General features: G+C 40.5%; 21 protein-coding genes. All 21 read left to right on the top strand.

Features of this window, described 5'->3' with window-relative positions; all coding sequences use genetic code 11:
* Window positions 1–229: 229 nt before the first annotated feature.
* Window positions 230–1,276 (top strand): phosphate acyltransferase PlsX, encoded by a 1,047-nt coding sequence (plsX, locus tag GPK81_RS10365; RefSeq protein WP_215707005.1) that lies wholly within the window; start codon window positions 230–232, stop codon window positions 1,274–1,276.
* Window positions 1,277–1,352: 76 nt separating this feature from the next.
* Window positions 1,353–1,601, top strand: a complete 249-nt coding sequence (locus GPK81_RS18025; RefSeq protein ID WP_252196640.1) for an acyl carrier protein — start codon at window positions 1,353–1,355, stop codon at window positions 1,599–1,601.
* A complete protein-coding gene (gene rnc / locus GPK81_RS10355) occupies window positions 1,591–2,271 on the top strand; it encodes a ribonuclease III (protein WP_021977667.1) in 681 nt (226 codons plus the stop codon). Before GPK81_RS18025 ends, rnc begins: the two co-directional genes overlap by 11 nt.
* 14 nt (window positions 2,272–2,285) lie before the next feature.
* Window positions 2,286–5,846 (top strand): chromosome segregation protein SMC, encoded by a 3,561-nt coding sequence (smc, locus tag GPK81_RS10350; protein ID WP_215707003.1) that lies wholly within the window; start codon window positions 2,286–2,288, stop codon window positions 5,844–5,846.
* Between the two features lie 18 nt (window positions 5,847–5,864).
* Window positions 5,865–6,803, top strand: a complete 939-nt coding sequence (ftsY, locus tag GPK81_RS10345; RefSeq protein WP_118062468.1) for a signal recognition particle-docking protein FtsY — start codon at window positions 5,865–5,867, stop codon at window positions 6,801–6,803.
* A gap of 2 nt (window positions 6,804–6,805) precedes the next feature.
* Entirely contained in the window at window positions 6,806–8,017 is a 1,212-nt protein-coding gene (gene ilvA, locus GPK81_RS10340; RefSeq protein WP_215707002.1) for a threonine ammonia-lyase, read from the top strand.
* A 290-nt stretch (window positions 8,018–8,307) separates the two neighbouring features.
* Complete coding sequence (locus tag GPK81_RS10335) at window positions 8,308–9,762, top strand: sugar transferase (protein ID WP_215707001.1); 1,455 nt, start codon at window positions 8,308–8,310, stop codon at window positions 9,760–9,762.
* Between the two features lie 186 nt (window positions 9,763–9,948).
* Complete coding sequence (locus tag GPK81_RS10330; protein WP_215707000.1) at window positions 9,949–11,073, top strand: glycosyltransferase family 4 protein; 1,125 nt, start codon at window positions 9,949–9,951, stop codon at window positions 11,071–11,073.
* A gap of 315 nt (window positions 11,074–11,388) precedes the next feature.
* Window positions 11,389–12,615, top strand: coding sequence for a glycosyltransferase (locus tag GPK81_RS10325; RefSeq protein WP_215706999.1), 1,227 nt, complete (start codon window positions 11,389–11,391; stop codon window positions 12,613–12,615).
* Window positions 12,593–13,447 carry a capsular polysaccharide synthesis protein gene (locus tag GPK81_RS10320; protein WP_215706998.1) on the top strand — a complete coding sequence of 285 codons (855 nt, stop codon included), beginning with the start codon at window positions 12,593–12,595 and terminating at the stop codon, window positions 13,445–13,447. Before GPK81_RS10325 ends, GPK81_RS10320 begins: the two co-directional genes overlap by 23 nt.
* A gap of 50 nt (window positions 13,448–13,497) precedes the next feature.
* On the top strand, window positions 13,498–14,427 hold the full coding sequence (locus GPK81_RS10315) for a capsular polysaccharide synthesis protein (protein WP_215706997.1): 930 nt from the start codon (window positions 13,498–13,500) through the stop codon (window positions 14,425–14,427).
* A gap of 153 nt (window positions 14,428–14,580) precedes the next feature.
* A complete protein-coding gene (locus GPK81_RS10310; RefSeq protein WP_252196639.1) occupies window positions 14,581–14,985 on the top strand; it encodes a serine acetyltransferase in 405 nt (134 codons plus the stop codon).
* 27 nt (window positions 14,986–15,012) lie between these two features.
* Window positions 15,013–16,206 (top strand): glycosyltransferase, encoded by a 1,194-nt coding sequence (locus GPK81_RS10305; protein WP_215706996.1) that lies wholly within the window; start codon window positions 15,013–15,015, stop codon window positions 16,204–16,206.
* 36 nt (window positions 16,207–16,242) lie between these two features.
* The gene (locus tag GPK81_RS10300) at window positions 16,243–17,397 is read left to right on the top strand and encodes a glycosyltransferase family 4 protein (protein WP_215706995.1); all 1,155 of its coding nucleotides are present in this window, start codon (window positions 16,243–16,245) and stop codon (window positions 17,395–17,397) included.
* Entirely contained in the window at window positions 17,394–18,395 is a 1,002-nt protein-coding gene (locus GPK81_RS10295; RefSeq protein ID WP_215706994.1) for a GHMP family kinase ATP-binding protein, read from the top strand. Before GPK81_RS10300 ends, GPK81_RS10295 begins: the two co-directional genes overlap by 4 nt.
* Before the next feature lie 228 nt (window positions 18,396–18,623).
* Entirely contained in the window at window positions 18,624–19,007 is a 384-nt protein-coding gene (locus tag GPK81_RS10290) for a hypothetical protein (RefSeq protein ID WP_215706993.1), read from the top strand.
* A gap of 17 nt (window positions 19,008–19,024) precedes the next feature.
* A complete protein-coding gene (locus GPK81_RS10285) occupies window positions 19,025–19,663 on the top strand; it encodes a D-sedoheptulose-7-phosphate isomerase (protein ID WP_207664692.1) in 639 nt (212 codons plus the stop codon).
* Window positions 19,664–19,696: 33 nt separating this feature from the next.
* Window positions 19,697–20,875, top strand: a complete 1,179-nt coding sequence (locus tag GPK81_RS10280) for an O-antigen ligase family protein (protein ID WP_215706992.1) — start codon at window positions 19,697–19,699, stop codon at window positions 20,873–20,875.
* 16 nt (window positions 20,876–20,891) lie between these two features.
* On the top strand, window positions 20,892–22,412 hold the full coding sequence (locus tag GPK81_RS10275) for a lipopolysaccharide biosynthesis protein (RefSeq protein ID WP_215706991.1): 1,521 nt from the start codon (window positions 20,892–20,894) through the stop codon (window positions 22,410–22,412).
* 43 nt (window positions 22,413–22,455) lie between these two features.
* Window positions 22,456–22,593, top strand: coding sequence for a hypothetical protein (locus GPK81_RS10270; RefSeq protein ID WP_215706990.1), 138 nt, complete (start codon window positions 22,456–22,458; stop codon window positions 22,591–22,593).
* On the top strand, window positions 22,575–22,967 hold the full coding sequence (locus GPK81_RS18700; RefSeq protein ID WP_215706989.1) for a DapH/DapD/GlmU-related protein: 393 nt from the start codon (window positions 22,575–22,577) through the stop codon (window positions 22,965–22,967). Before GPK81_RS10270 ends, GPK81_RS18700 begins: the two co-directional genes overlap by 19 nt.
* Window positions 22,968–22,984: the final 17 nt, after the last annotated feature.

The following is a 22,984-nucleotide window of genomic DNA, read 5'->3' as shown; positions in this document are numbered from 1 at the left end:
TATAGCATTTCGGGGAATACCGCTATAAGCTCTCTGTTTTCAACTGTTTTATTTTCAGGGTTTACGCGAAACGTATTGACTTCCCGGGCAGAATTTTAGTATCATAAGTAACGGTACATTTGTTTTGGTACTCTGCAGTGAAAATCCTTGTACCGCTGGGTCTGAGGATTTTCACTACAGTGTACCATATGCATTCCGAAAAGGTTTTCGGACAGAGAAAGGACAACATATGTCAGAAATGGTAAAAGTCGTTGTAGACGCAATGGGCGGTGACAATGCCCCTGTAGAGCCGGTAAAAGCAGCAGTAGAAGCCGTAAAAGAGAAACAGAATATCCAGGTCATCCTCACAGGACAGGAAGATGTGATAAAGGCAGAACTTCAGAAATACCCGGATTATCCGAAAGACAGAATCCGTGTGGTACACACTTCCCAGGTGATCGAGACCGCGGAGCCTCCGGTAATGGCGATCCAGAAAAAGAAAGACTCCTCTATTGTAGTAGGTTTAAATCTTGTAAAAAAACAGGAAGCAGATGCCTTCGTATCTTCCGGAAGCACCGGAGCTGTTCTGGTAGGCGGCCAGGTGATCGTAGGCAGGATCAAAGGTATCCAGAGACCGCCTCTTGCCCCGCTGATCCCGACAGCCAAAGGCGTTTCCCTTCTGATCGACTGCGGAGCCAACGTAGACGCTAGACCGAATCATCTGGTACAGTTTGCACAGATGGGTTCCATCTATATGGAGAACGTGGTTGGTGTTAAGAAACCAAGAGTAGCCATCGTAAATAACGGTGCGGAGGAAGAAAAAGGAAATGCCCTGGTTAAAGCCACATTCCCTCTTTTAAAAGCATGCAAAGATATCAATTTCATCGGAAGCATTGAGGCAAGGGACATCCCGGCAGGATACGCAGATGTAGTTGTCTGCGAAGCATTTGTGGGAAATGTGATCCTCAAGCTTTATGAAGGCGTGGGAGCTACCATGGTATCCATGATCAAAAAAGGCATGATGACAAGCCTCCGAAGTAAAGTAGGAGCCCTGATGGTGAAACCGGCCCTCAAGGAAACCCTGAAAGCTTTTGACGCCAGTGAATATGGCGGAGCCCCGCTTCTTGGACTGAAAGGTCTGGTAGTAAAGAGTCACGGAAGCGCGAAGAGTGTGGAGATCCGCCATGCTATCTTCCAGTGCGAGCAGTTTAAGGAAGAAAAGATCAACGAAAAGATCGAAGAATTTATTGCAGCTGAACAGAAAGCACAGGCAGAAGCAAAAACCGAAGAAAAATAAAAAACAGAAATCAAAATACGGGGTACAGACAGATAAGTCCCGAAAGTATTACAGACAGAACAGGAGGCGAGCAGTCTTGGAACTGGAAATACTGAAAATAATCATCGAGAAAACTCTGGGAAAGACCATGGGTACCATTACCGAGAAAACTACGTTTGTAGATGATCTGGGAATTGATTCTCTGGATTTCTTTCAGATCCTCATTGATCTGGAAGAAACTTATGATATCCATATTGATCAGCAGGAAGCAGAAGAGATCGTTACCATAGGAGATGCAGTGGAGACTCTTCGCCGCGCAACGAAGGGAAAAAGAAATGGAAAATAATTTAAAAAAACTGGAACAGACCATCGGATATCAGTTTACCGCAAAATCTTTGCTGGAACAGGCAATGACGCACAGTTCCTACGCCAATGAGAAACATCTTGGAAAACTTGGCTGCAACGAGCGTCTGGAATTCCTGGGTGACGCAGTGCTGGAACTGATCAGCAGTGACTTTCTGTACAAAAAATTCCGCAACAACCAGGAGGGAGAACTTACTAAAAAGCGTGCCAGCATGGTATGCGAAAAGAGCCTTGCCTACTGCGCAAGAGAATTCGGCCTTCCGGAGTTTATTCTTCTTGGAAGAGGCGAGGAAATGATGGGTGGCCGGAAACGTGACTCCATCGTATCCGATGCGCTGGAATCCCTTATTGGAGCCATGTATCTGGATGGTGGTTTTGAACCGGCCCAGACATTTGTTCTGAAATTTATCCTCAATGATCTGGAAGATAAGAGAATTTTTTATGACAGCAAGACCGTACTGCAGGAGATGGTGCAGGAAGGTGGAAACCATCCGGTGGAATACCGTCTTCTGAAAGAAGAAGGACCGGATCACAGCAAGAGCTTTACCGTAGAAGCCCTGATCAACGGAGAGAGTATGGGAACCGGAACCGGCCATACCAAGAAAGCGGCAGAGCAGGCCGCAGCCCTTGAGGCGATCCGCAGGATCAAATAAACAGCAGGTGTCCAATGTATCTGAAAAATATAGAGGTGCAGGGATTCAAATCTTTTGCACAGAAAATCAATTTTGAATTTCATAACGGGATCACCGGTATTGTAGGGCCTAACGGCAGTGGAAAAAGCAACGTCGGCGATGCAGTCCGCTGGGTTCTGGGCGAGCAGAGTGCCAAGCAGCTGCGAGGCGGAAACATGCAGGACGTTATTTTTTCCGGAACAGAACTCAGGAAGCCCTTAAGCTTTGCATCCGTAGCCATTACTCTGGATAACAGCGACCATAAGCTTCCGGTGGATTTTGAGGAAGTGACCGTAACCAGAAGACTGTACCGCTCCGGGGAAAGTGAGTACCGCATCAACGGAAGCTCCTGCCGTCTGAAAGACATCAACGAGATGTTTTATGATACCGGTATCGGAAAAGAAGGCTATTCCATCATCGGCCAGGGCCAGATTGACAAGATCTTAAGTGGTAAACCGGAAGACCGCCGTGAGCTTTTTGATGAGGCAGCAGGAATCGTCAAGTTCAAAAGACGAAAGAACACTACCTTGAAAAAACTGGAAGAAGAACAGCAGAACCTGGTCCGTGTCACTGATATTTTAAGCGAGCTGACCAAACAGCTGGAACCTCTGGAACGCCAGTCTGAAACCGCGAAGATCTATCTGGCAAAAAGAGAAAGCTTAAAAGAACTGGATGTAAACATGTTCCTTCTGGAATATGAACACACCGGCAAGCTGATCAGAGAGCTGGAAGAAAAGACCAGAATCGCGGAAAATCAGTTACAGGAGGCAAAAGACGCCCACAGCCGCACCAAAGACGAGTATGAACGCCTGGAAAAATCTCTGGAAGAGCTGAACCAGCGTATGGATGCTCTCAGGGAGGAAAGCCGGGACCGTGCCATCCGCAAGCAGCAGCTTTCCGGTGAGATCAATGTCCTTCATGAACAGATCCTTGCAGGTGAGCAGAATGACAGCCATTATCGCAGCCGCCTTTTGGCCATTCAGGAAGACACGGAGAAAAAATCCGCAGACAGAGAGGAACTGGAAGAGCAGAGGGCAGATCTGCAGGCAAAGCTTCGCGAAGTCAGCAGAGAGCTTTCCGATGAACAGGAAAAACTGGATAACATCCAGAGCAACATCGAAGAATGTACCCAGGCAGTAGAAGATGGAAAAAACGAGATTATCGAAATCCTCAACTCCCGTGCCAACACCAAAGGTAAAGCGCAGCGTTTTGATGCCATGATGGAGCAGCTGGATATCCGGAAGGCCGGAATCAGCCAGAGAATGCTTTCTCTGAAAACTCAGGAAGAAGAGCAGCAGTCGGCCATCACTCAGGCAAAAAAAGAGTACGATACAATCACCGAATCCATTCAGGCCATCAGGGAAGAAGGAAGTAACCTCACAAAAGAGATCAAAGCCATCCAGGAAACCCTGAAACAGCAGAATACAGAGCTGGAAGAAAGCCAGAGAGCCTACCACAGAGAGGCTTCCCGTCTGGAATCCTTAAGGAATATTACGGAACGCTACGATGGCTATGGAAACAGCATCCGCCGCGTCATGGAGCAGAAAGACCATGTACCGGGCATCCGTGGCGTTGTGGCAGATATCATCCATGTGGAGAAAAACTACGAGATCGCCATTGAGACGGCACTTGGCGGAAGCATCCAGAATATTGTCACAGACAATGAACAGACTGCCAAGGAGATGATCGAATTCCTGAAGAAAAACCGGTACGGACGTGCTACGTTTCTTCCCTTAAACAGCATTTCCCAGAGAGGCGAGTTCACTCAGCGGGGAGCTTTAAACGAACCGGGAGCCATCGGTCTTGCAAGTGGTCTGGTAAGTGCAGACAAAGAGTACACAGGACTGATCGGCTATCTTCTTGGAAAAGTACTGGTTGTGGACAATATTGACCACGCCATTGCCATTGCCAGGAAATACCGCCACAGTATCCGGATGGTAACTCTGGAGGGCGAGTCCTTAAGCCCGGGTGGTTCCATGACAGGTGGAGCTTTTAAGAACAACAGCAATCTTCTCGGCCGCCGCCGTGAGATCGAAGAACTGGAAAAGAAAGTGAAAGAACTGGCGGCCAGGTACAACGAAATCCGTCAGTCTATGGAGGATAACCGCAGTAAACGAAACGAAATGCGGGATACCGTAAATTCCCTGCAGCAGAAATTCCAGGAACAGTCCATCGGGCAGAATACAGCCAGGATGAACATCGAGCAGCTGGAGAAAAAAGCAGAAGAAATCCGGGGCGGTTATGCAAGGATCGAGCGGGAACAGGAAGAAATCCGCCGTCAGACAAGAGAAATGCAGGCAGATAACGCTCAGATCACACAGGAACTGGAAACTTCCAAAAAGGACGAGGAAGAGCTGGAAACCTTCATCGAAACCCGCCAGAAAGAACTGGAAGACTGGAAAAAAGATGAGGCACAAACCCTGGAAACTCTGGAAAAGATCCGTCTGGACGCATCCGCATCCCAGCAGAAAGAAAGCTTCATAAAAGAAAACCTGAAACGACTGAAAGAAGAGATCGATGTTCTTTTAAAAGAAAAAGAAGAAATCCTGGATTCCCTGGAAAAAGGCAGCCAGGAAACGGCACAGAAAAGAAAAACCATCGAGAATGTCCGTGTAGAGATCGAGAGCTTTGCCGCAAAAGAAGAAGCATCCGAAAAACAGCTTGAAAAGCTGCAGCAGGAAAAAGAAGAAAGTACAAAGAGTCATAAAGAGTTCTTTGAAAAACGGGATGAGCTGTCCAATCAGATCAGTCTTCTGGATAAAGAATGTTTCCGTCTGAAAACCCAGGCGGAAAAGATCGAGGAAAACCGGGAAGCCCGTATTTCCTATATGTGGGAAGAATACGAGATTACCCCGAATAATGCGCTGCAGTACCGAAAAGAAGAACTTGGTGATCGCCATGTGATGAAACAGCAGATCCACAAATTAAAGGATGAGATCCGGGCCCTTGGTTCTGTCAATGTCAATGCCATTGAGGATTACAAGGAACTTCTGGAACGCCATACCTTCTTAAGCGGCCAGTACAACGATCTTCTGGAAGCGGAAAAAACGCTGGAACAGATCATTCAGGAGCTGGATGAGGGAATGCGGAAACAGTTCACCGAAAAATTCGGAGAGATCCAGAAAGAATTTGACAAGGCATTTAAGGAGCTGTTCGGCGGAGGCCGGGGAACTCTGGAGCTTGCGGAAGATGAGGATATTCTGGAGGCCGGAATCAAAATTATTTCCCAGCCGCCCGGAAAAAAACTTCAGAACATGATGCAGCTTTCCGGTGGAGAGAAGGCTCTGACAGCCATTGCCCTTCTTTTTGCCATCCAGAACCTGAAACCATCACCGTTCTGTCTTCTGGATGAGATCGAGGCAGCCCTGGATGACTCCAACGTAGGCCGTTTTGCAGGATATTTACAGAAGTTGACGAAGAACACACAATTTATTATAATAACACATAGACGTGGTACCATGAATGCGGCAGACCGCCTTTATGGAATTACCATGCAGGAAAAAGGGGTATCAACGCTGGTATCAGTAGACCTGGTAGAGAACCAGCTTACCCGGTAGCAGAGGGGATGAAACAGTATGGCAGAAGAAAAAAAAGGATTTTTTAAACGTCTGGTAAGCGGACTTACCAAAACGCGAGACAATATCGTTGCCGGATTTGATTCCATTTTCAGCGGTTTTTCCAGTATTGATGATGATTTTTACGAAGAGCTGGAAGAAATCCTGATCATGGGAGACATCGGCATTAACGCAACCACCTCCATTCTGGAGCACCTGAAGGAACAGGTGGCTGAACAGCATATCAAAGAGCCGTCCCAGTGCAAGCAGCTTCTGATCGACAGTATCAAGAAGCAGATGCAGGTGGAGAGCACAGAATATGAATTCGAGAACCGGAAATCCGTGATCCTGGTGATCGGTGTCAACGGAGTCGGTAAGACTACCTCCGTTGGTAAACTTGCCGGTAAACTGAAGGATCAGGGAAAGAAAGTAATCCTTGGTGCGGCAGATACGTTCCGTGCGGCAGCAGGAGAACAGCTGACACAGTGGGCTAACCGTGCAGGTGTTGAGATCATCGGCGGACAGGACGGTGCAGACCCGGCATCGGTTGTCTATGATGCGGTGGCAGCAGCCAAGGCCAGAAATGCGGATGTTCTGATCTGCGACACAGCAGGAAGACTTCACAATAAGAAGAACCTTATGGAGGAGCTTCGCAAAATTTACCGTATTCTGGAACGTGAGTACCCGGAAGCATATCTGGAAACTCTGGTAGTCCTTGACGGAACCACCGGCCAGAACGCGCTTTCTCAGGCAAGACAGTTTGCCGAGGTAGCCAACGTTACCGGAATTATCCTTACCAAACTTGATGGTACAGCCAAGGGTGGAATCGCCGTAGCGATCCAGTCCGAGCTTGATATACCAGTAAAATACATCGGAGTAGGCGAGAGCATCGATGACTTGCAGAAATTCGACGCAGACGCATTTGTAAACGCCCTCTTTGACGTAGAAGAAAGGAGCTAATTATGCTTACATTAGAAAGCTTTGAAGAAGCGGCAGCAAAAGTAAAAGAAGTGACACAGGAAACAAAGCTGATATACAGCAGTTATTTCTCTGATATGACAGGAAACAAGGTTTACCTGAAACCGGAGAACATGCAGCGTACCGGTGCATATAAAGTACGTGGTGCATATTACAAGATCAGCACACTTTCTGACGAAGAGAGAAACAAAGGACTGATTACCGCATCTGCCGGAAACCATGCACAGGGTGTTGCCTATGCTGCACATAAATATGAAGTAAAAGCAGTCATCGTTATGCCGACCACCACACCACTGATCAAGGTAGAACGTACCAAGAGTTATGGCGCAGAGGTTATCCTTCACGGAGATGTTTACGATGAAGCATGTGCATATGCACTTCAGCTTGCAGATGAGAACGGATATACATTTATTCATCCATTCGATGACCCTGCAGTAGCAACCGGCCAGGGAACCATTGCCATGGAAATCGTACAGGAGCTTCCGCTGGTAGATTACATTCTCGTCCCAATCGGCGGCGGCGGACTTGCAACCGGTGTTTCTACCCTTGCAAAACTCCTCAACCCGCATATCAAAGTCATCGGCGTGGAGCCAGCAGGAGCAGCCTGCATGAAAGCATCTCTGGAGAAAGGTGAGGTTGTAACCCTTCCTCATGTAAACACCATCGCAGACGGTACCGCAGTGCAGACCCCTGGAAAAAATATCTTCCCGTATATCCAGGAGAACCTGGACGATATCATCACCATCGATGATGACGAACTGATCGTAGCTTTCCTGGATATGGTAGAGAACCACAAGATGATCGTGGAGAACTCCGGTCTTCTTACCGTAGCAGCTCTCCGTCACCTTGACGTAAAGAACAAGAAGATCGTTTCTATCTTAAGTGGCGGAAACATGGACGTGATCACCATGTCCTCCGTTGTACAGCACGGCCTCATCCAGCGTGACCGAATCTTCACAGTATCCGTCCTCATCCCGGACAAGCCGGGCGAACTGGTACGTGTTGCAAGCGTCATCGCCGAGAACCAGGGAAATGTCATCAAACTGGATCACAACCAGTTTGTAAGCACCAACCGAAATGCAGCCGTGGAACTTCGGATCACCATGGAGGCATTTGGAACAGACCACAAGAATCAGATCGTTGCAGCACTGGAGAAAGCAGGATGCAAACCCAGAGTTGTGCGGGCGATCCTGTAAGAAACAGGATATAGCGAAATAAAAGCGAATATGAAAAACGTCTCAGAGTACATATCAACCTGGGACGTTTTTTATGGTGGAAATGCAGCCGAACAACGAACTATGACAACTACCAGGCATAAACAACACAAAAGCGGTAAGTTATATCCTTGACAAGACAAAATACGACTGGTAATATTATATTACATATGGGAAATTTTATATTTTGATAAAAAATGGTAAATCCCAACAAAAACAACAGATAAAATGCTAAAACGGCATAAAGTCCACAGGGAGTGAAGAAGGAAAAGATGTATCAAAAGAAATCACATGGTTGGTATAAACATAAAGACTTTATTTTGCTTGATTTAATATGCATGTTCGGTGCGTTTATTTTAGCATACATAATACGAAATCATAATTACATTGATTTTTTCAGCAATCAGATCTATTGTAACACATTAATTTTTCTATTATTTGCAGATTTGATCGTGATCATACTGTTTGAAAGCTATACAGGTGTCCTTCGAAGAGGCTATTACCGGGAATTAAATATGCTTATCAAGCAGATCATCATTATAGAACTTGCGGCAGGTCTGTATCTGTTCACTGTAGATGACGGCAGAGGCTTTTCAAGAGCGGTTCTGTATTTTACAGGTGTTATTTACGTCATCTTATCTTATGCAGTCAGACTCCTTTGGAAAAAACATCTTATACGTATGATGGCGGAAAGAGGAGAGCATTCCCTTTATATTGTAACTTCATCAGATGTGGCAGAATCTGTAATACAGTCTATTCGCCAGCATAATTATAACCGCTATGATATCAATGGCATTATCATAACAGACTGTACCATGGTAGGGAAAGAGATTGCAGGAATACCGGTAGTGGCAACGATTGAAGATGCTGCAGGATACATTTGCCAGCATTGGGTTGACGAGGTACTGATCAACGTTGGAGATGAGCATCTTTATCCACAGAAACTTTACGAAGAACTGATAGAGATGGGAATCGTTGTCCACGTAAATCTTTCAAAAATACATAAAACTCCAGGACAGAAACAGTTTGTGGAAAGAATTGGAGATTACACTGTGATCACCACAAGTATGAATTATTCCACAGACAGACAGGCCATGTTGAAAAGATTGCTGGATATAGCCGGCGGACTTGTAGGCTGCGTACTGACCGGTATTATTTTTATTTTCATTGCACCGGCCATTTACATCAGTTCTCCCGGCCCGATCTTCTTTTCACAGACCAGAATCGGAAAAAATGGAAAGCCATTTAAGATGTATAAGTTCCGAAGCATGTACATGGATGCGGAAGCCCGTAAAGCAGAACTGATGTCCCAGAACAAAATGAGCGATGGCCGTATGTTCAAACTGGATTTTGACCCACGTGTGATCGGAAACAAGATCCTGCCAGATGGACGAAAGAAAACCGGCATTGGAGAATTTATCCGAAAAACATCTCTGGATGAGTTTCCACAGTTCTGGAATGTACTTAACGGATCCATGAGCCTGGTTGGAACCCGACCGATTTTGCCTGATGAGTTGGAACAGTATGAACTTCACCACAGAGCCAGAATAGCCATCAAACCAGGCATTACCGGTATGTGGCAGGTTAGTGGCCGAAGTGATATTACAGATTTTGAAGAGATTGTCCGGCTGGACACAGAATATATTTCCCAGTGGAATATCGGACTGGATATAAAGATTTTGTTTAAGACTGTTTTGGCGGTTTTGAAGAGAGATGGAAGTTGTTGATGACATTTGGAACGGATGAGTAGTGTTTATAAAAGCTCTATATAATCCTGACATGTAGCTTGTTTTGCAAAAAATAAGCTACATGAAATATAATTAGATAAGTTATAAATATAAAATAGAATGATACAGCCCATGAATTGTGGACGTGCAGATAGATATAAAAATAAAGGAAAAAACAGAAACCGTATGAAAAATAAGTTAGCAATTTCTATGTTTGGCCAAAAGCGACTGAGCAGAGAAGGCGGAATTGAAATTGTTGTAAAAGAACTTTGTACCAGAATGGTCAGAGACGGTTGCGCAGTTACCTGTTACAACAGATCCGGTCACCATGTAAGCGGTGCAGAGTATGATCAGAAAACCGAATATGAAGGAATCCGTCAGAAGTATGTCCCGACCATTGAAAAGAAAGGTCTGGCTGCTGTGAGTTCTTCCGCTTTTGCAGCACTGTACAGTGCGTTTGGAAAATATGATGTAGTACATATCCACGCCGAAGGACCAGCTTTTTTCTCATGGCTTCCCAAACTGTTTGGTAAAAAAGTTGTGGTTACAGTACATGGCATCGACTGGCAGCGTGAAAAATGGAAATCCGGATTTGGATCCAAATTTATCCGCCAGGGAGAAAAGAATGCTGTGAAATATGCAGATGAGATTATTGTTTTGAGCAAAGGAGTTCAGGATTATTTCGAAGACACTTACGGCAGAAAAACACATTTCATTCCCAATGGAGTGAACAGGCCGGAAATCCGGCAGGCGAAACTGATCACAGAGAAATTTGGATTAACAAAAGATTCCTATATTCTGTTCCTTGGACGTCTGGTACCTGAGAAGGGAATCCGGTATCTGGTGGAAGTATTTAAAAAAATCGATACCGATAAGAAGCTGGTCATTGCCGGAGGCTCCAGTGATACAGATTCCTTTATGCAGGAACTGAAAACTATGTCAAAAGACGATAACAGGATTATCTTTACCGGATTTGTGCAGGGAGAGATGCTGGACGAATTGTACAGCAACGCGTACATTTATACGTTACCCTCCGACCTGGAAGGTATGCCATTAAGCCTTCTGGAAGCAATGAGTTACGGCAACTGCTGCCTGGTTTCAGATATCCCGGAGTGCGTGGAAGTTGTGGAAGATAAAGCAATGATCTTTAAAAAGTCAGATGTGAAAGATCTCAGAGAAAAACTGCAAGATGCCTGTGATCACCCAGAAAAAGTGCTGGAACTGAAAAAACAGGCATCAGATTTTATCTGCGCGAAATATAACTGGGATAAGGTCGTTGAAGAGACGATGAAATTGTATGGGAGAAAGTAGAAGATGAAGGTTTTAATGATAAATAATCTCCTCTAAGTGAACGCAGGTAGTGAGATGTACATAATGAAAGTGCTTGAAAAACAGCGTATTTACGGTAATTTTCAAGAGATGCTAGGAGCTGTAAGAGCAGTTTTAATCTCGCTACCTAGGTTCAGCAACAGCAGATGAAATTATCATAAGAACTTTCAGTATCACTACCTGCGTTTGTATGGAGCACACTGGTTTATGAACAATACATTGGAAGTGCTTCATCTGAACAGAGGTAGTGAAACAAATAAAATCACAGTACGAAAAAGAAAGTAAGGAAGTTGGAATATGCGGATTTTACTTGTAAATAAATTTATATTTCCCAAGGGTGGAGCGGAAACGTACACATTCGATGTAGGAAAAATGTTAGAAGAACATGGGCACGAAGTCCAGTACTTTGGTCTTGAAAATGAAAAAAATACAGTAGGAAATCGAATCGGTTCATATGTAACGAATATGGATTTTTCTCAAGGAATAAAGGCAAATTTAAATGCACCTTTTCGCATTATCTATTCAAGAGAAGCACGCAAAAAAATTCGTGCAGTTTTAGATGATTTTCAGCCAGATGTAGTGCATCTCAATAATATACAGTATCATCTGACCCCTTCTATTATTCTGGAAATTAACAAATGGCGTAAAGAAACAAAGAAAGAATGTAAGATTGTTTACACGACACATGACTATCAGCTTGTTTGCCCCAGCCATGGGATGTTTGATGTAAACATGAAGCCTTGTGAACTATGTTTGGATGGTCATTATATTCATTGCTTTCAAACTAAATGTCTAAAAAATTCCAGAGCAAAGAGTTTACTCGGAACGTTGGATGGATATATGTGGAAATATAGTAAGGCATACTCGTATGTGGATGCCTATATTTGCTGTAGTTATTTCCTTAAATCAAAGTTGGACACGCAGAAAAGATTCCGTGATAAAACTATCGGTTTGCATAATTTCAAAAAAGAAATGCCACGATTGGATAACATTCAAAAAAGGGGTTATGTGTTAGAGTTTGGACATCTTTCACGAGACAAAGGAACGGATACTTTGCTTGAAGTAGCCAAGAAGATGCCCAATACCGAATTTGTGTTTATTGGCTATGGTCCGTCGACTGATAAAATGAAGGATATTCCAAATGTGAAGTATCTGGGATTTAAGACAGGAGAAGAACTTTATCGCATTATTGCTGAGGCTGCAATCAGCGTTTGCCCGTCTGAGTGGTATGAGAACTGCCCGTACTCCGTTATGGAGTCTGTACTTTTGGGTACGCCTGTTGTTGGATCTAAAATGGGAGGCATCCCCGAATTGATTGAGCCGGGTAAAACCGGAGAGTTGTTTGAAGCGGGTAATGTGGAAGAACTTATGAAGGCGATAAAGAAAGTTCTTCAAACACAAGACGTATTGGAAAGATATACAAAGAATTGTAGTCAGGTGAAATATGAAACGACAGAGAGCTACTATATAAAACTGATGAAAATTTATCGAGGAGAAAAGAATGTGGAACAAATTTCTTCGTAACCCACTTCATATTGTCAAGGATTATGAGCTGAGAAAACTGCTTTGGCAATCGGGGGGGGGCACAGAGGTCTGCAAAAAATATTTGAAGTTCAGAGATACCATTCCTGAAAAGCTGACATTTCCAGAAACCCAAGTGGATGAGCCTATTTGGTTATTTTGGAATACAGGGTTGGAGCAGGCACCTGAGATAGTGAAGACTTGCTATCAATCTATAAAAAAATATGCTGGCAGACAAGTTGTTTTGCTTACAGAAAACAATGTGCAGAACTATATAAATATGCCGGATTATCTGAATGAGAAATTAAAAAGCGGAGTCCTTCCATTAGCGATTTATACAGATTTGATGCGTGTAGCATTATTGGAGCATTATGGCGGGACATGGATGGATGCAACAATACTGCTAACAGATGAAATCCCACAAGAAATATTAAATAGTGATTTTTTTGTGTTTCATAATTCACTCGGCGAAATTGATAATCCCGTATTGTATCCGGTCTGGTTTATCCACGCTAAGCGACATAATAGAACGATTTATGAGATTCGTAATGTTCTATTTGCCTACTGGAAACGAAATAATCATGTACCAGAATATCTGTTTTCAAATATTGTAATCACACAAATAATGAGGTCATCACCAGAGGTTGAGAGAAAGATGCCTTATTTGAATAGTGACTACAGCGAATATCTGGTTAGAGTATTGGGAGATAAATTTACAGGGGAAAAGTTTAATTGGATTAAGCGGCTTACTGGGATACATAAATTAACCTATAAATTAGAACCATCTATTGATAAGGAGGAAACAGTTTACCATTATCTGGTGCGGAATCTATGAGCCTTTTGAATAGTAGTTTCTGCAAGATAAAGGGAGACAATTAAATTATTATGCTGAATGACTACTATCAAAATATTGGCATGAAGGGCTTTATTCAAAGATATGGAATTGTGAATGCCGTCAAACGAGGGGCATTTATGTTTATCAAATTGCATCTTGTCAAGGATTATGAGGTGCGGAAGGTATTGTGGCAGGAACGAGCTTCTACCAAGATAAAACCATATTTAAAGTATAAAGACACAGATGTTGAGGGGCTTAGCTTTCCCGAAAATGATGTAGAGAATCCGATCTGGATATATTGGAACAAGGGAATTGAACAGGCACCAATCATTGTTCAGAAGTGCTATGAATCTGTATGTGAATATTCCAATCAAAAAATCATTTTGCTGAATGACCAAAATCTTGCAGATTACATTCGATTGCCAGATTACATTGAAAAGAAAAAGGATGCTGGACAGATTCCGATGGCTGGATATGCGGATTTGATGAGATTTGCATTACTGGAGCATTATGGTGGAACATGGATTGATTCAACGGTATATCTTACAGATCCAATTCCAGATATGATTTTAAATAGCGATTTTTTTGCAGTACGAAATTCACTGCTGCTGATAGATAACCCTGTGCTATATCCTGCATGGTTTCTTCATGCAAAAAAGGGAAACAAAACAATTCGAGAAATAAGAAATGTTGCTTTCGCATATTGGCTCAAAAACGAACATGTAATTGAGTATCTGCTGCCAAATTTGATTATAACATTGGTGGTGAAGAGTAATCCGGAAGTTGAGAAAGCAATTCCCTATATGAACAGTGATTATAGTGAGTATCTTGTTAAGGTTTTAGCTGATGATTATTCAGAAGAGAAATGGAATTGGATTAAAAAGCTTACAGGTATTCATAAGCTGACATATAAATTATCACCGGACATTGAAGCAGAAGGCACATTTTATAAGGCGCTGATTAAAAACAGTATAGAATAAATATTGCAAAGTGGGTTGGAAGAAGTATGGGAGCAATTGAATTAATAAAAAGCGATTTGTTTCGTTATGCTGGAACAACATCATCTAAGGCATTTATTAAGACATATGTTAAAGAAGCTGGTTTTCGCTTCTCCGTGGCATTTCGGTTGGTAAATGCTGGGGGGGGGAAAACTGCTGGGAGCAATCCTATGGAAACTGAGAAATCACCAGCAGATTCAGATACTTCGAAAAACGAAAATTGGATATGGACTATATATTAGCCATGGAGGACCTGTTGTTGTTAACCCTTCAACAGTTATTGGAAATAATTGCAATCTTTCTCAATTTGTAACGATTGGCTCAAATGAAGGAAAAGCAGCAGTAATAGGAGATAATGTTTATATTGGCCCTAATACTTGTATAGTTGAGGATGTATGTATTGGAGATAATGCTACGATTGGTGCAGGAAGCGTTGTTACCAAGGATATTCCATCAAATGCAACGGCGGCGGGAAACTATGCAAAAGTGCTGAATTTTAATAATCCGGGTAGATATATTCAAAACAGATATTTGGAATAGTGATTCGAAGAGTAGAAGAGGAATATTATGAAAAACATATTGTTTGTGATGCCATCGTTAGGTAGTGGCGGAGCAGAAAAAAGTCTTGTGAATTTATTAAATCTTATAGATTATGAAAAGTATGCAGTGGATTTGCTGCTGTTCAAACGAGAAGGACTGTTTTTGTCTCAAATTCCTAAGGAAGTACGATTATTACAGCCTACAGATTCACTGCAATATGCTTATAAAATTGATAGAGGGATGTTTAGCTCAGTTTCAGGTGTTAAAGCTGGAATTCTAAGAGGGACAAGTACATTTATATGTAAATGTCTTTACAAGGAAAATGCAAGACAACAGAGATGGATAAAATTCTATAAACGGTACTTGTCCAATTTGGAAGAAGAATATGATATTGCTATTGGATTCTTAGAGGGCGATGCATCATATTATGTGATTGACAAGGTTAATGCAAAGAAAAAAATACTTTGGATTCATAACGATTTCAACGAAATAAAGAAATATGAAGATGCAAAGATTTACGAGAAGTATTTTCAAAAAGCAGACAGCGTTGTAAGTATCTCTGATAAATGTGTGCAGATATTAAAACAGAATTATCCTGCCCTGGTAAATAAATTTTATTGTTTGCCCAATTTAACATCAGGCTCTTTATTGAAAAAAATGTCGGAAGAGTTCGAAGTATCAGAGTTTGAAAAAAATCAGTTTAATGTTTTGTCAATAGGCCGTTTAACAAGACAAAAGGGCTATGATTTTGCAATCGATGCAGTGAAAATCTTGAAAGAAAAGTATTCAGATATTCATTGGTGGATTATAGGAGCAGGTGAGCTTGAAGAGCAGCTAAAAAAACAAGTAAAAGACAATGAACTAGAGGAGTATATTACATTTCTGGGATTGAGAGCAAATCCATACCCGTATATTAGGAGTTGCGATTTGTTAGTACAGCCTTCCAGATGGGAAGGAAAATCAGTTGTTTTGGATGAAGCAAAAATACTGGCAAAACCAATACTGGCAACTAATTATTCTACAATTAAGGATCAGTTGAAGGATAAGAAAGAGGGACTGATTACTGATATAAGTCCTAATGCAATAGCAGAAGGAATAATTGAACTTAGAGAGAATCCTCAATTGTATAACTCCATTCAGTGTTACTTGGATAAACATGAGTATGGTAATGAAAAAGAGATTCTACAATATTATGAATTGCTAGAAAAACAAGGTAACTAGTGTGGATATGAAAATATAAAAAAGAGGAACAATCGTATGAGGGTTTTGTTTATATCAAAAAGCATTCATGATGTATCAGGGGCAGGAGTAGGCTCAAGAATGCATTTGAATGTATTGAAAAAATTAGTTGGAGAAGAAAATGTATATGTAGTGGATGTTGGGGTATCTGAGACTGCCTGCAGAGAAGAAAAGTATATTGCATATGGAAAATATCACGGTGTTTTAGATCGACTGAATAGGTGTTTAGAGGGAAACACATATTTATTCAGTAATAAGATTATAGGTGATATATGTCAATTGATAAAAAATGAGAGTATTTCTTTTGTTTTTGTTGATGATTCTTACTATGGAAATTTAGTAAAAACGATAAAAGAAAAATGCGATGCAGTGGCAGTTGTCACCTTTTTTCATGACGTCAAGGCAGAGTTGTTTAGAATTTGGATAAAAAACGCACCATGGTACGACAAAATTGATTTCAGAATTGGATTGACCCAGGAAAAGATCAGCACGACACATACAGACGCCAATATCGTCTTAAACAAAAATGAAAATAAGTTACTAAAAAGATATTATAATGTGGATGCGGACTTTTATTTTCCTGTATGCGTATCGAAAAATCACACGCAACAAATGGGCTTGAATCCATATTGTGGAAATAAAAAACACATTCTATTTGTTGGCACATATTATTTGCCAAACATTCAGGGCCTGCATTGGTTTTGTGATACGGTATTTGATAATGTCAAAGAGAATTATGATATATGGGTAATCGGAAAAGGATTAGAAAAAGTACGAGATGAGTTTGATGACGATGATATCCATGTGATTGGGTTTGTTGACAGTTTATCAGAATACTATAGTTACGCAGATATGGTAATAGCACCCTTAACAGATGGTGGAGGTATGAAAATAAAAACTGCAGAGGCAATCTCCTATGGAAAGATGTTTTTAGGGTCTTCAGAAAGCCTATATGGATACTGGGAGGAAATTCCCGATGATTTGAAAGGTAAAGTTGTGTTTAAATGTGATACAGCGGAAGAATATCTGAATGCTTTCAACAAGATAGATGAGAAGCCAATCTGTAAGAAAAATGAGGAACTGATCACGCTTTATGATCGACTTTATTCTGAAAATGCAGCTTATAATATCATGAAAGATATTGTCGAAAAAACAACAGGAGTAAAACTATGATTATCACAAAAACACCATTCCGTATGTCTTTTTTTGGCGGCGGAACAGATATGGAAAGTTTTTTTAGAGAAAACGGTGGAGCTGTTTTATCTACCACATTTGACAAATATTGCTATGTAAACGTACGCCATTTACCGAGGTTTTTTGACTATTCTACGGAATTGTCATATTCAAAGACGGAGCGTGTGACAAACATTGATGACATTCAGCATCCTGCAATTCGCAATGCAATGAAAATGTTGGATATGCATGAGATTCGTCTTACCTATGAGGCGGATCTTCCGGCACGCTCTGGTTTAGGTACTTCAAGTTCCTTTGCAGTTGGAATGTTAAATGCTTTTTATGCTTTGAAGGGCAAGTACGCAGACAAGAAGAAACTGGCAGATGAAGCAATTTATTTGGAACGGAATCTTTGCCAGGAAGCTGGTGGTTGGCAGGATCAAATTGCTGCATCTTTCGGTGGGTTCAATCGTATCAACTTTAATGCAGACGGATATGAAGTCCTGCCGGTTATTATTTCACCAGAAAGAAAGAAGCAGCTTAATCAGAATTTAATGATGTTCTTTACTGGGTTTACCCGTTTTTCTTCTGATGTGCAGAAAGCAAATGCAGCAGGAAAACAAGATAAGACTGCTCAGTTGAAAGAGATGCTTGCTCTAGTTGATGATGCTGAACGTGTTCTGACAGATAAGAATGCAGATCTTGATGATTTTGGCAGAATGCTGGATCACACTTGGAAACTTAAACGTCAAACTGGATCGGCTGTTTCTACAAATAGTATTGATGAACTTTATGCAAAAGGCGTGGCGGCTGGTGCGTTAGGTGGAAAGTTACTGGGTGCCGGTGGTGGTGGATTCTTGGTATTTTATGTACAGCCAGAACGACAGGATTCGGTGCGTTGGGCAATGCGTGATTTGATGCATATTCCGTTTGCGTTTGAAGACGGTGGTACAAGGGTGATTCATTATACGCCGGAGACATACATTCCGAAGGAGTAAGAATTTTACAGATATTGAATTTCTGGCGCTTAATACCAGCCTATATGTGTATTTGTATGGCGCCAGTAGAAGTGAAGCATGTAGTGATAGAGGAACTGTATCATTGGAAAAAATGTGATAAGAGAAAAGAAGTTTCCAGATTTGATATTTTTTCTGGATTGATGTTGGAACGGAAAGAGTATCGGTCGTTGCTGCAATACCGATTCAATCGGGGGGGGGGCAAAACTTTTGCTGAAGATTTTGTTTCCTGGGATGGAAACGCTTTATATTAATACACCAAAGATTGGCCCCAGATTGTTTATTCAGCATGGATTTGCAACAAACATTAGTGCAAAACAAATTGGGAGTGATTGCTGGATTAACCAGCAGGTTACCATAGGGTATACCTTTGCACCAGATCCCCCGATCATTGGGAATGGAGTTCGTGTTTCTGCTGGAGCAAAGGTGGTTGGAAATATCACAATTGGCGATAATGCAATTATTGCTGCAAACGCAGCAGTAGTAAAAGATGTCAGAGAAAACGAAGTAGTTGGTGGTGTTCCGGCAAAAACCATTGGTGAAAATGTGGAACATAAATTGTATTTTGGCGAGAACGAAGGCATACGGAAATGATGCTGTGAGGTAAAAGCATGAAGGATTTAATGAAGCATCTAGATATACTAATTAGTAGATATCCAGTTTTAGAGGAATCAAGGCAAGATATTGAAAAGGCATATTTAGTTCTTGAAGAGTGTTACAGGGAAAAGAAAAAAGTTCTAATAGCCGGAAATGGTGGGTCGGCAGCAGATGCGGAGCATATTGTCGGGGAATTGATGAAGGGATTTAAACTTCCCAGAAAACCTGATATGGGGTTTGCCAGTAAGTTAATTGAAAAAGATGAAGAACTGGGACGTGTTTTGGCGGAAAATCTTCAAGGTGCACTTCCAGCTATTGCATTAGATGGTCATCCGGCGCTATCAACAGCATATATGAATGATTGTGAACCATTACTTTGTTTTGCGCAGCAGATTAATGGCTACGGGACAGAAGGAGATGTGTTTTTAGGCATATCCACAAGTGGAAATAGCAAGAACATCTTGTATGCAGCGGTTACTGCACATGCAAAGGGCATGAAAGTAATTGGGTTGACAGGTGCTAAAGATAGTAAACTTGAGACTTTGAGTGATGTATGTATTAAAGCTCCTCAGACAGAGACTTATATGATCCAAGAATTACATTTGCCAATATATCATTGCTTGTGTCTGATGCTTGAGGATAGATTTTTTTGACATTTATAATTTGTGGAATGCGAGGTGAGATTGTTGCTAGATTTAAAGGTTAAAAAATCATCGATTCTCTTGGCTGTGTACTTGTTTTCAATGTTTTTGCCTGGATATTTTTCAAGCCCAATTATGCAAATGGTATCAAATATAATGATGGTTGGAGTAGCAATTTATCTTTTTTCAGTAAAATACAAGCCGTCGCGCTTTATGATACTAACAATATGCTATTTTGCATATTTAATCGTAATAACATTTATATATCATAATAAGGCAGCAGATATCCATTTGATTATTTCGAATTTAAAAATTGTATTTATGCTTTGTGTTATTGAGTATTTACTTAAAAGAACACCGAATAGCACAATCAATATAATGTTTTTTATATTGATAACATTTGTTATAATTGACTTTGCTTCAATAGTTTTATTTCCGAATGGGTTATATCAAACAGAACAGATTTGGAATGAGTGGTCATCTTCACAAGAAGCACAATGGATATACGGAAATAAAAATAATCGGGTCTATTGGTATGCGGTATTATCTATAATCACATGGCTAAGATACGTCTTTAATAATAAAAGTAAAGTGATGGTTTTGATAACATCTGGAATTTCTATTGTTGCTATGATGTTGGTCAAATCAAGTACTGCGACAATTGTTGCTATTCTTGTTAGCGTGGGTTTTTTTTATTTAACATATAAAAAGCAAACAAATATAAATATGAATTCATACGGTATTCTAGTAATTTATGGATGCATAACGGTTTTGATTTTATTGGGGTCCACTTCGTTACTGAAACCATTTGTTGAAGGCGTATTACATAAGGATATGACATTTACAGGTCGTAGTATAGCCTGGGAGAGAGTATTGTTGTTAATTGCTAGTAAACCCGTATTTGGTTGGGGAGTAGTTGATGGTGAAACGGCAACGGGACTTTTGAAAAGTATTGCTTTTGTAAATCCGCATAATCAGTTACTGGATTGTCTTTGGCAAGGTGGTATTATACTTGTATTTATTTTAAGTTTAATAATGATTACGATAGCTTCTAATATCACTAAAATTCCGAATAGATCTAAAAGAACAGGAATTCAATTTGTTTGGATAGGATTGCTAATAGATATGATTTTTGAAGTGTTGCTTGGTACGGGGGCAACATGGATTTGGTTGTTATTAATTAATCATTTGTATGAATTTGTATATGAACGAGAGGTTTCATAGAGTGTAAGGAGATAAGATGAATAAAGTAAAGAGACTGTTAATGACAATTTTGACATCAGGGATAGCAACAATATTGAGTTTTTTGATTAGCTTTATCTTAACTCCGTATATTACAAATAAACTTGGCGTTGAGGCATACGGATTTGTTACATTAGCAAAGAACTTCACTCAGTATGCTACTATTATTACAATTGCTTTGAACTCGTATGCAGCTAGGTATATTACGGTTTCATATCATAATAATGATATGGAAAAGGCTCAAGAATATATTTCTTCTGTATATTATGGAGACGTGGCAATTTCAGCAGTCATTATGATCGTTGCCGGCGGATTTATTTTATTTTTAGATAGAATACTTAACATCTCGTTAGAACTAGTTACTTCTGTAAAAATGCTTTTTCTTTATGTTTTTCTTGGTTTCGTTTTGACAACTGTTGGTACATCTTACACGGCAGCGGCTTATATAAAAAACAGATTAGATATTGTAGGAATTTTTCGAAGCCTCTCTTATATTTTTGAGGTCTTGTTTTACGTTATTGTATTTACTTTTTTCACCCCAAAAGTTTGGCAAGTGGGAGTGGCCATCTGCGTAGCTCAGTTGGTGATATTCGGAGGTGATTACTACATCTATAAAAAATATACACCGGAATTAAAGATAAAACGGAAAAACGTTTCGTTTAAGGCAATAAAAAAGTTAGTGGTGAATGGTATTTGGAATTCCATTAATAGTCTTGGGAACACACTGAATTCAGGGTTGGATTTGATAGTGACAAACCTGTGGTTGTCTGATTTAGCAATGGGACAAATTGCAATAACAAAAACAATTTCAAGTATTTTTATGAGTTTTAATCAGTTGTTAGCACAACCTTTTCAACCGCTACTTCTGAAGAGTTATTCGGATGGAAATAAGAATAAACTTGTTTCGGAATTAAAGCTTTCAATGAAATTAACGAGCCTGTTTTCAAGTATCGTTTTCGCCGCTTTTTTTTCTTTGGGAAAAGTTTTTTATGCCCTTTGGATACCAGGACAGGATATTGATTTGATATATGTGCTGACAGTTATCACGATGCTTTCTTCCGTTATCGAGGGACCGGTATATCCTCTATATTATATATACACATTGACTGTTAAAAATAAAATTCCTTGTCTGGTTACAGTTGTAGGTGGAATACTTAATGTGGCAGGAATGGCAATACTAGTAAAATATAGTTCGTTGGGTATATATTCTATTGTATTAACAACAACGGTCATTATGCTATTTATCAATCTTGTGACGAACCCGATTTATATGACACACTGCTTAAAAATAGAATGGTTTACATTTTATCCGACGCTTTTAAGAACGATAATTTCTTGCACTTGTATGACAATAAGTTTTACTTTAATTGCAAAAACATTGAATCCAAACACATGGGTGTCATTTGTTTTAACCGCAATCTTATGTGGCGTTATAGGGTGTATAATACATTTGGTTTTTGTATTTTCACGTGATGAAAAATCGAGGATTTTAGTCATTATTAAGAGTAAAGAAAAATAATGTAAAAGATAAGAACGATGTTACATAGGGGAGAAAGGGTAGAATGATATCAACAAGAGAAGAATTGAAAAATGTAATTGAGCTTGAAAAAAAAGGATATTCAAGAAAAAGTTTAATTCGACGATATTTGCGCGAATTAAGAATTTGTGAATATTATAATAATTGTGCGGGGGGGGCATAACGAAACTACTATTTAAACTCCATAATCATTATAGAAATAAAATAGGTCTACAACTAGGGTTTGAGATTCCACTGAATGTTTTTGGAAAAGGGCTACACATATTTCACACAGGAAATATTATTGTCAATGAAAATTCATCGGTAGGAGAATACTGCACTATAATTGGAACAACATGTTTAGGCAGTAAAAATGGTGGAAACGGCCCTTCAATAGGGAATCATTGCGAATTGGGGATGAACTCAGTAGTCATTGGAAATGTTCGAATCGGAGACAATGTTTATATTGGAGCAGGGGCAGTAGTAACTAAAAGTTTCGAACAAAATGAAATTTCGTTAGTGGGAGTTCCGGCTAAAGTTGTGGTACACAAAAACTAAGAGCATTAAACAAGGAA

This window comes from Blautia sp. MCC283, assembly GCF_018785565.1.
In the GTDB taxonomy this organism is placed as follows: Bacteria; Bacillota; Clostridia; order Lachnospirales; family Lachnospiraceae; genus Blautia_A.
Note: the sequence above shows the minus strand (reverse complement) of the source record. Positions and strands in the feature narration are given on the sequence as shown.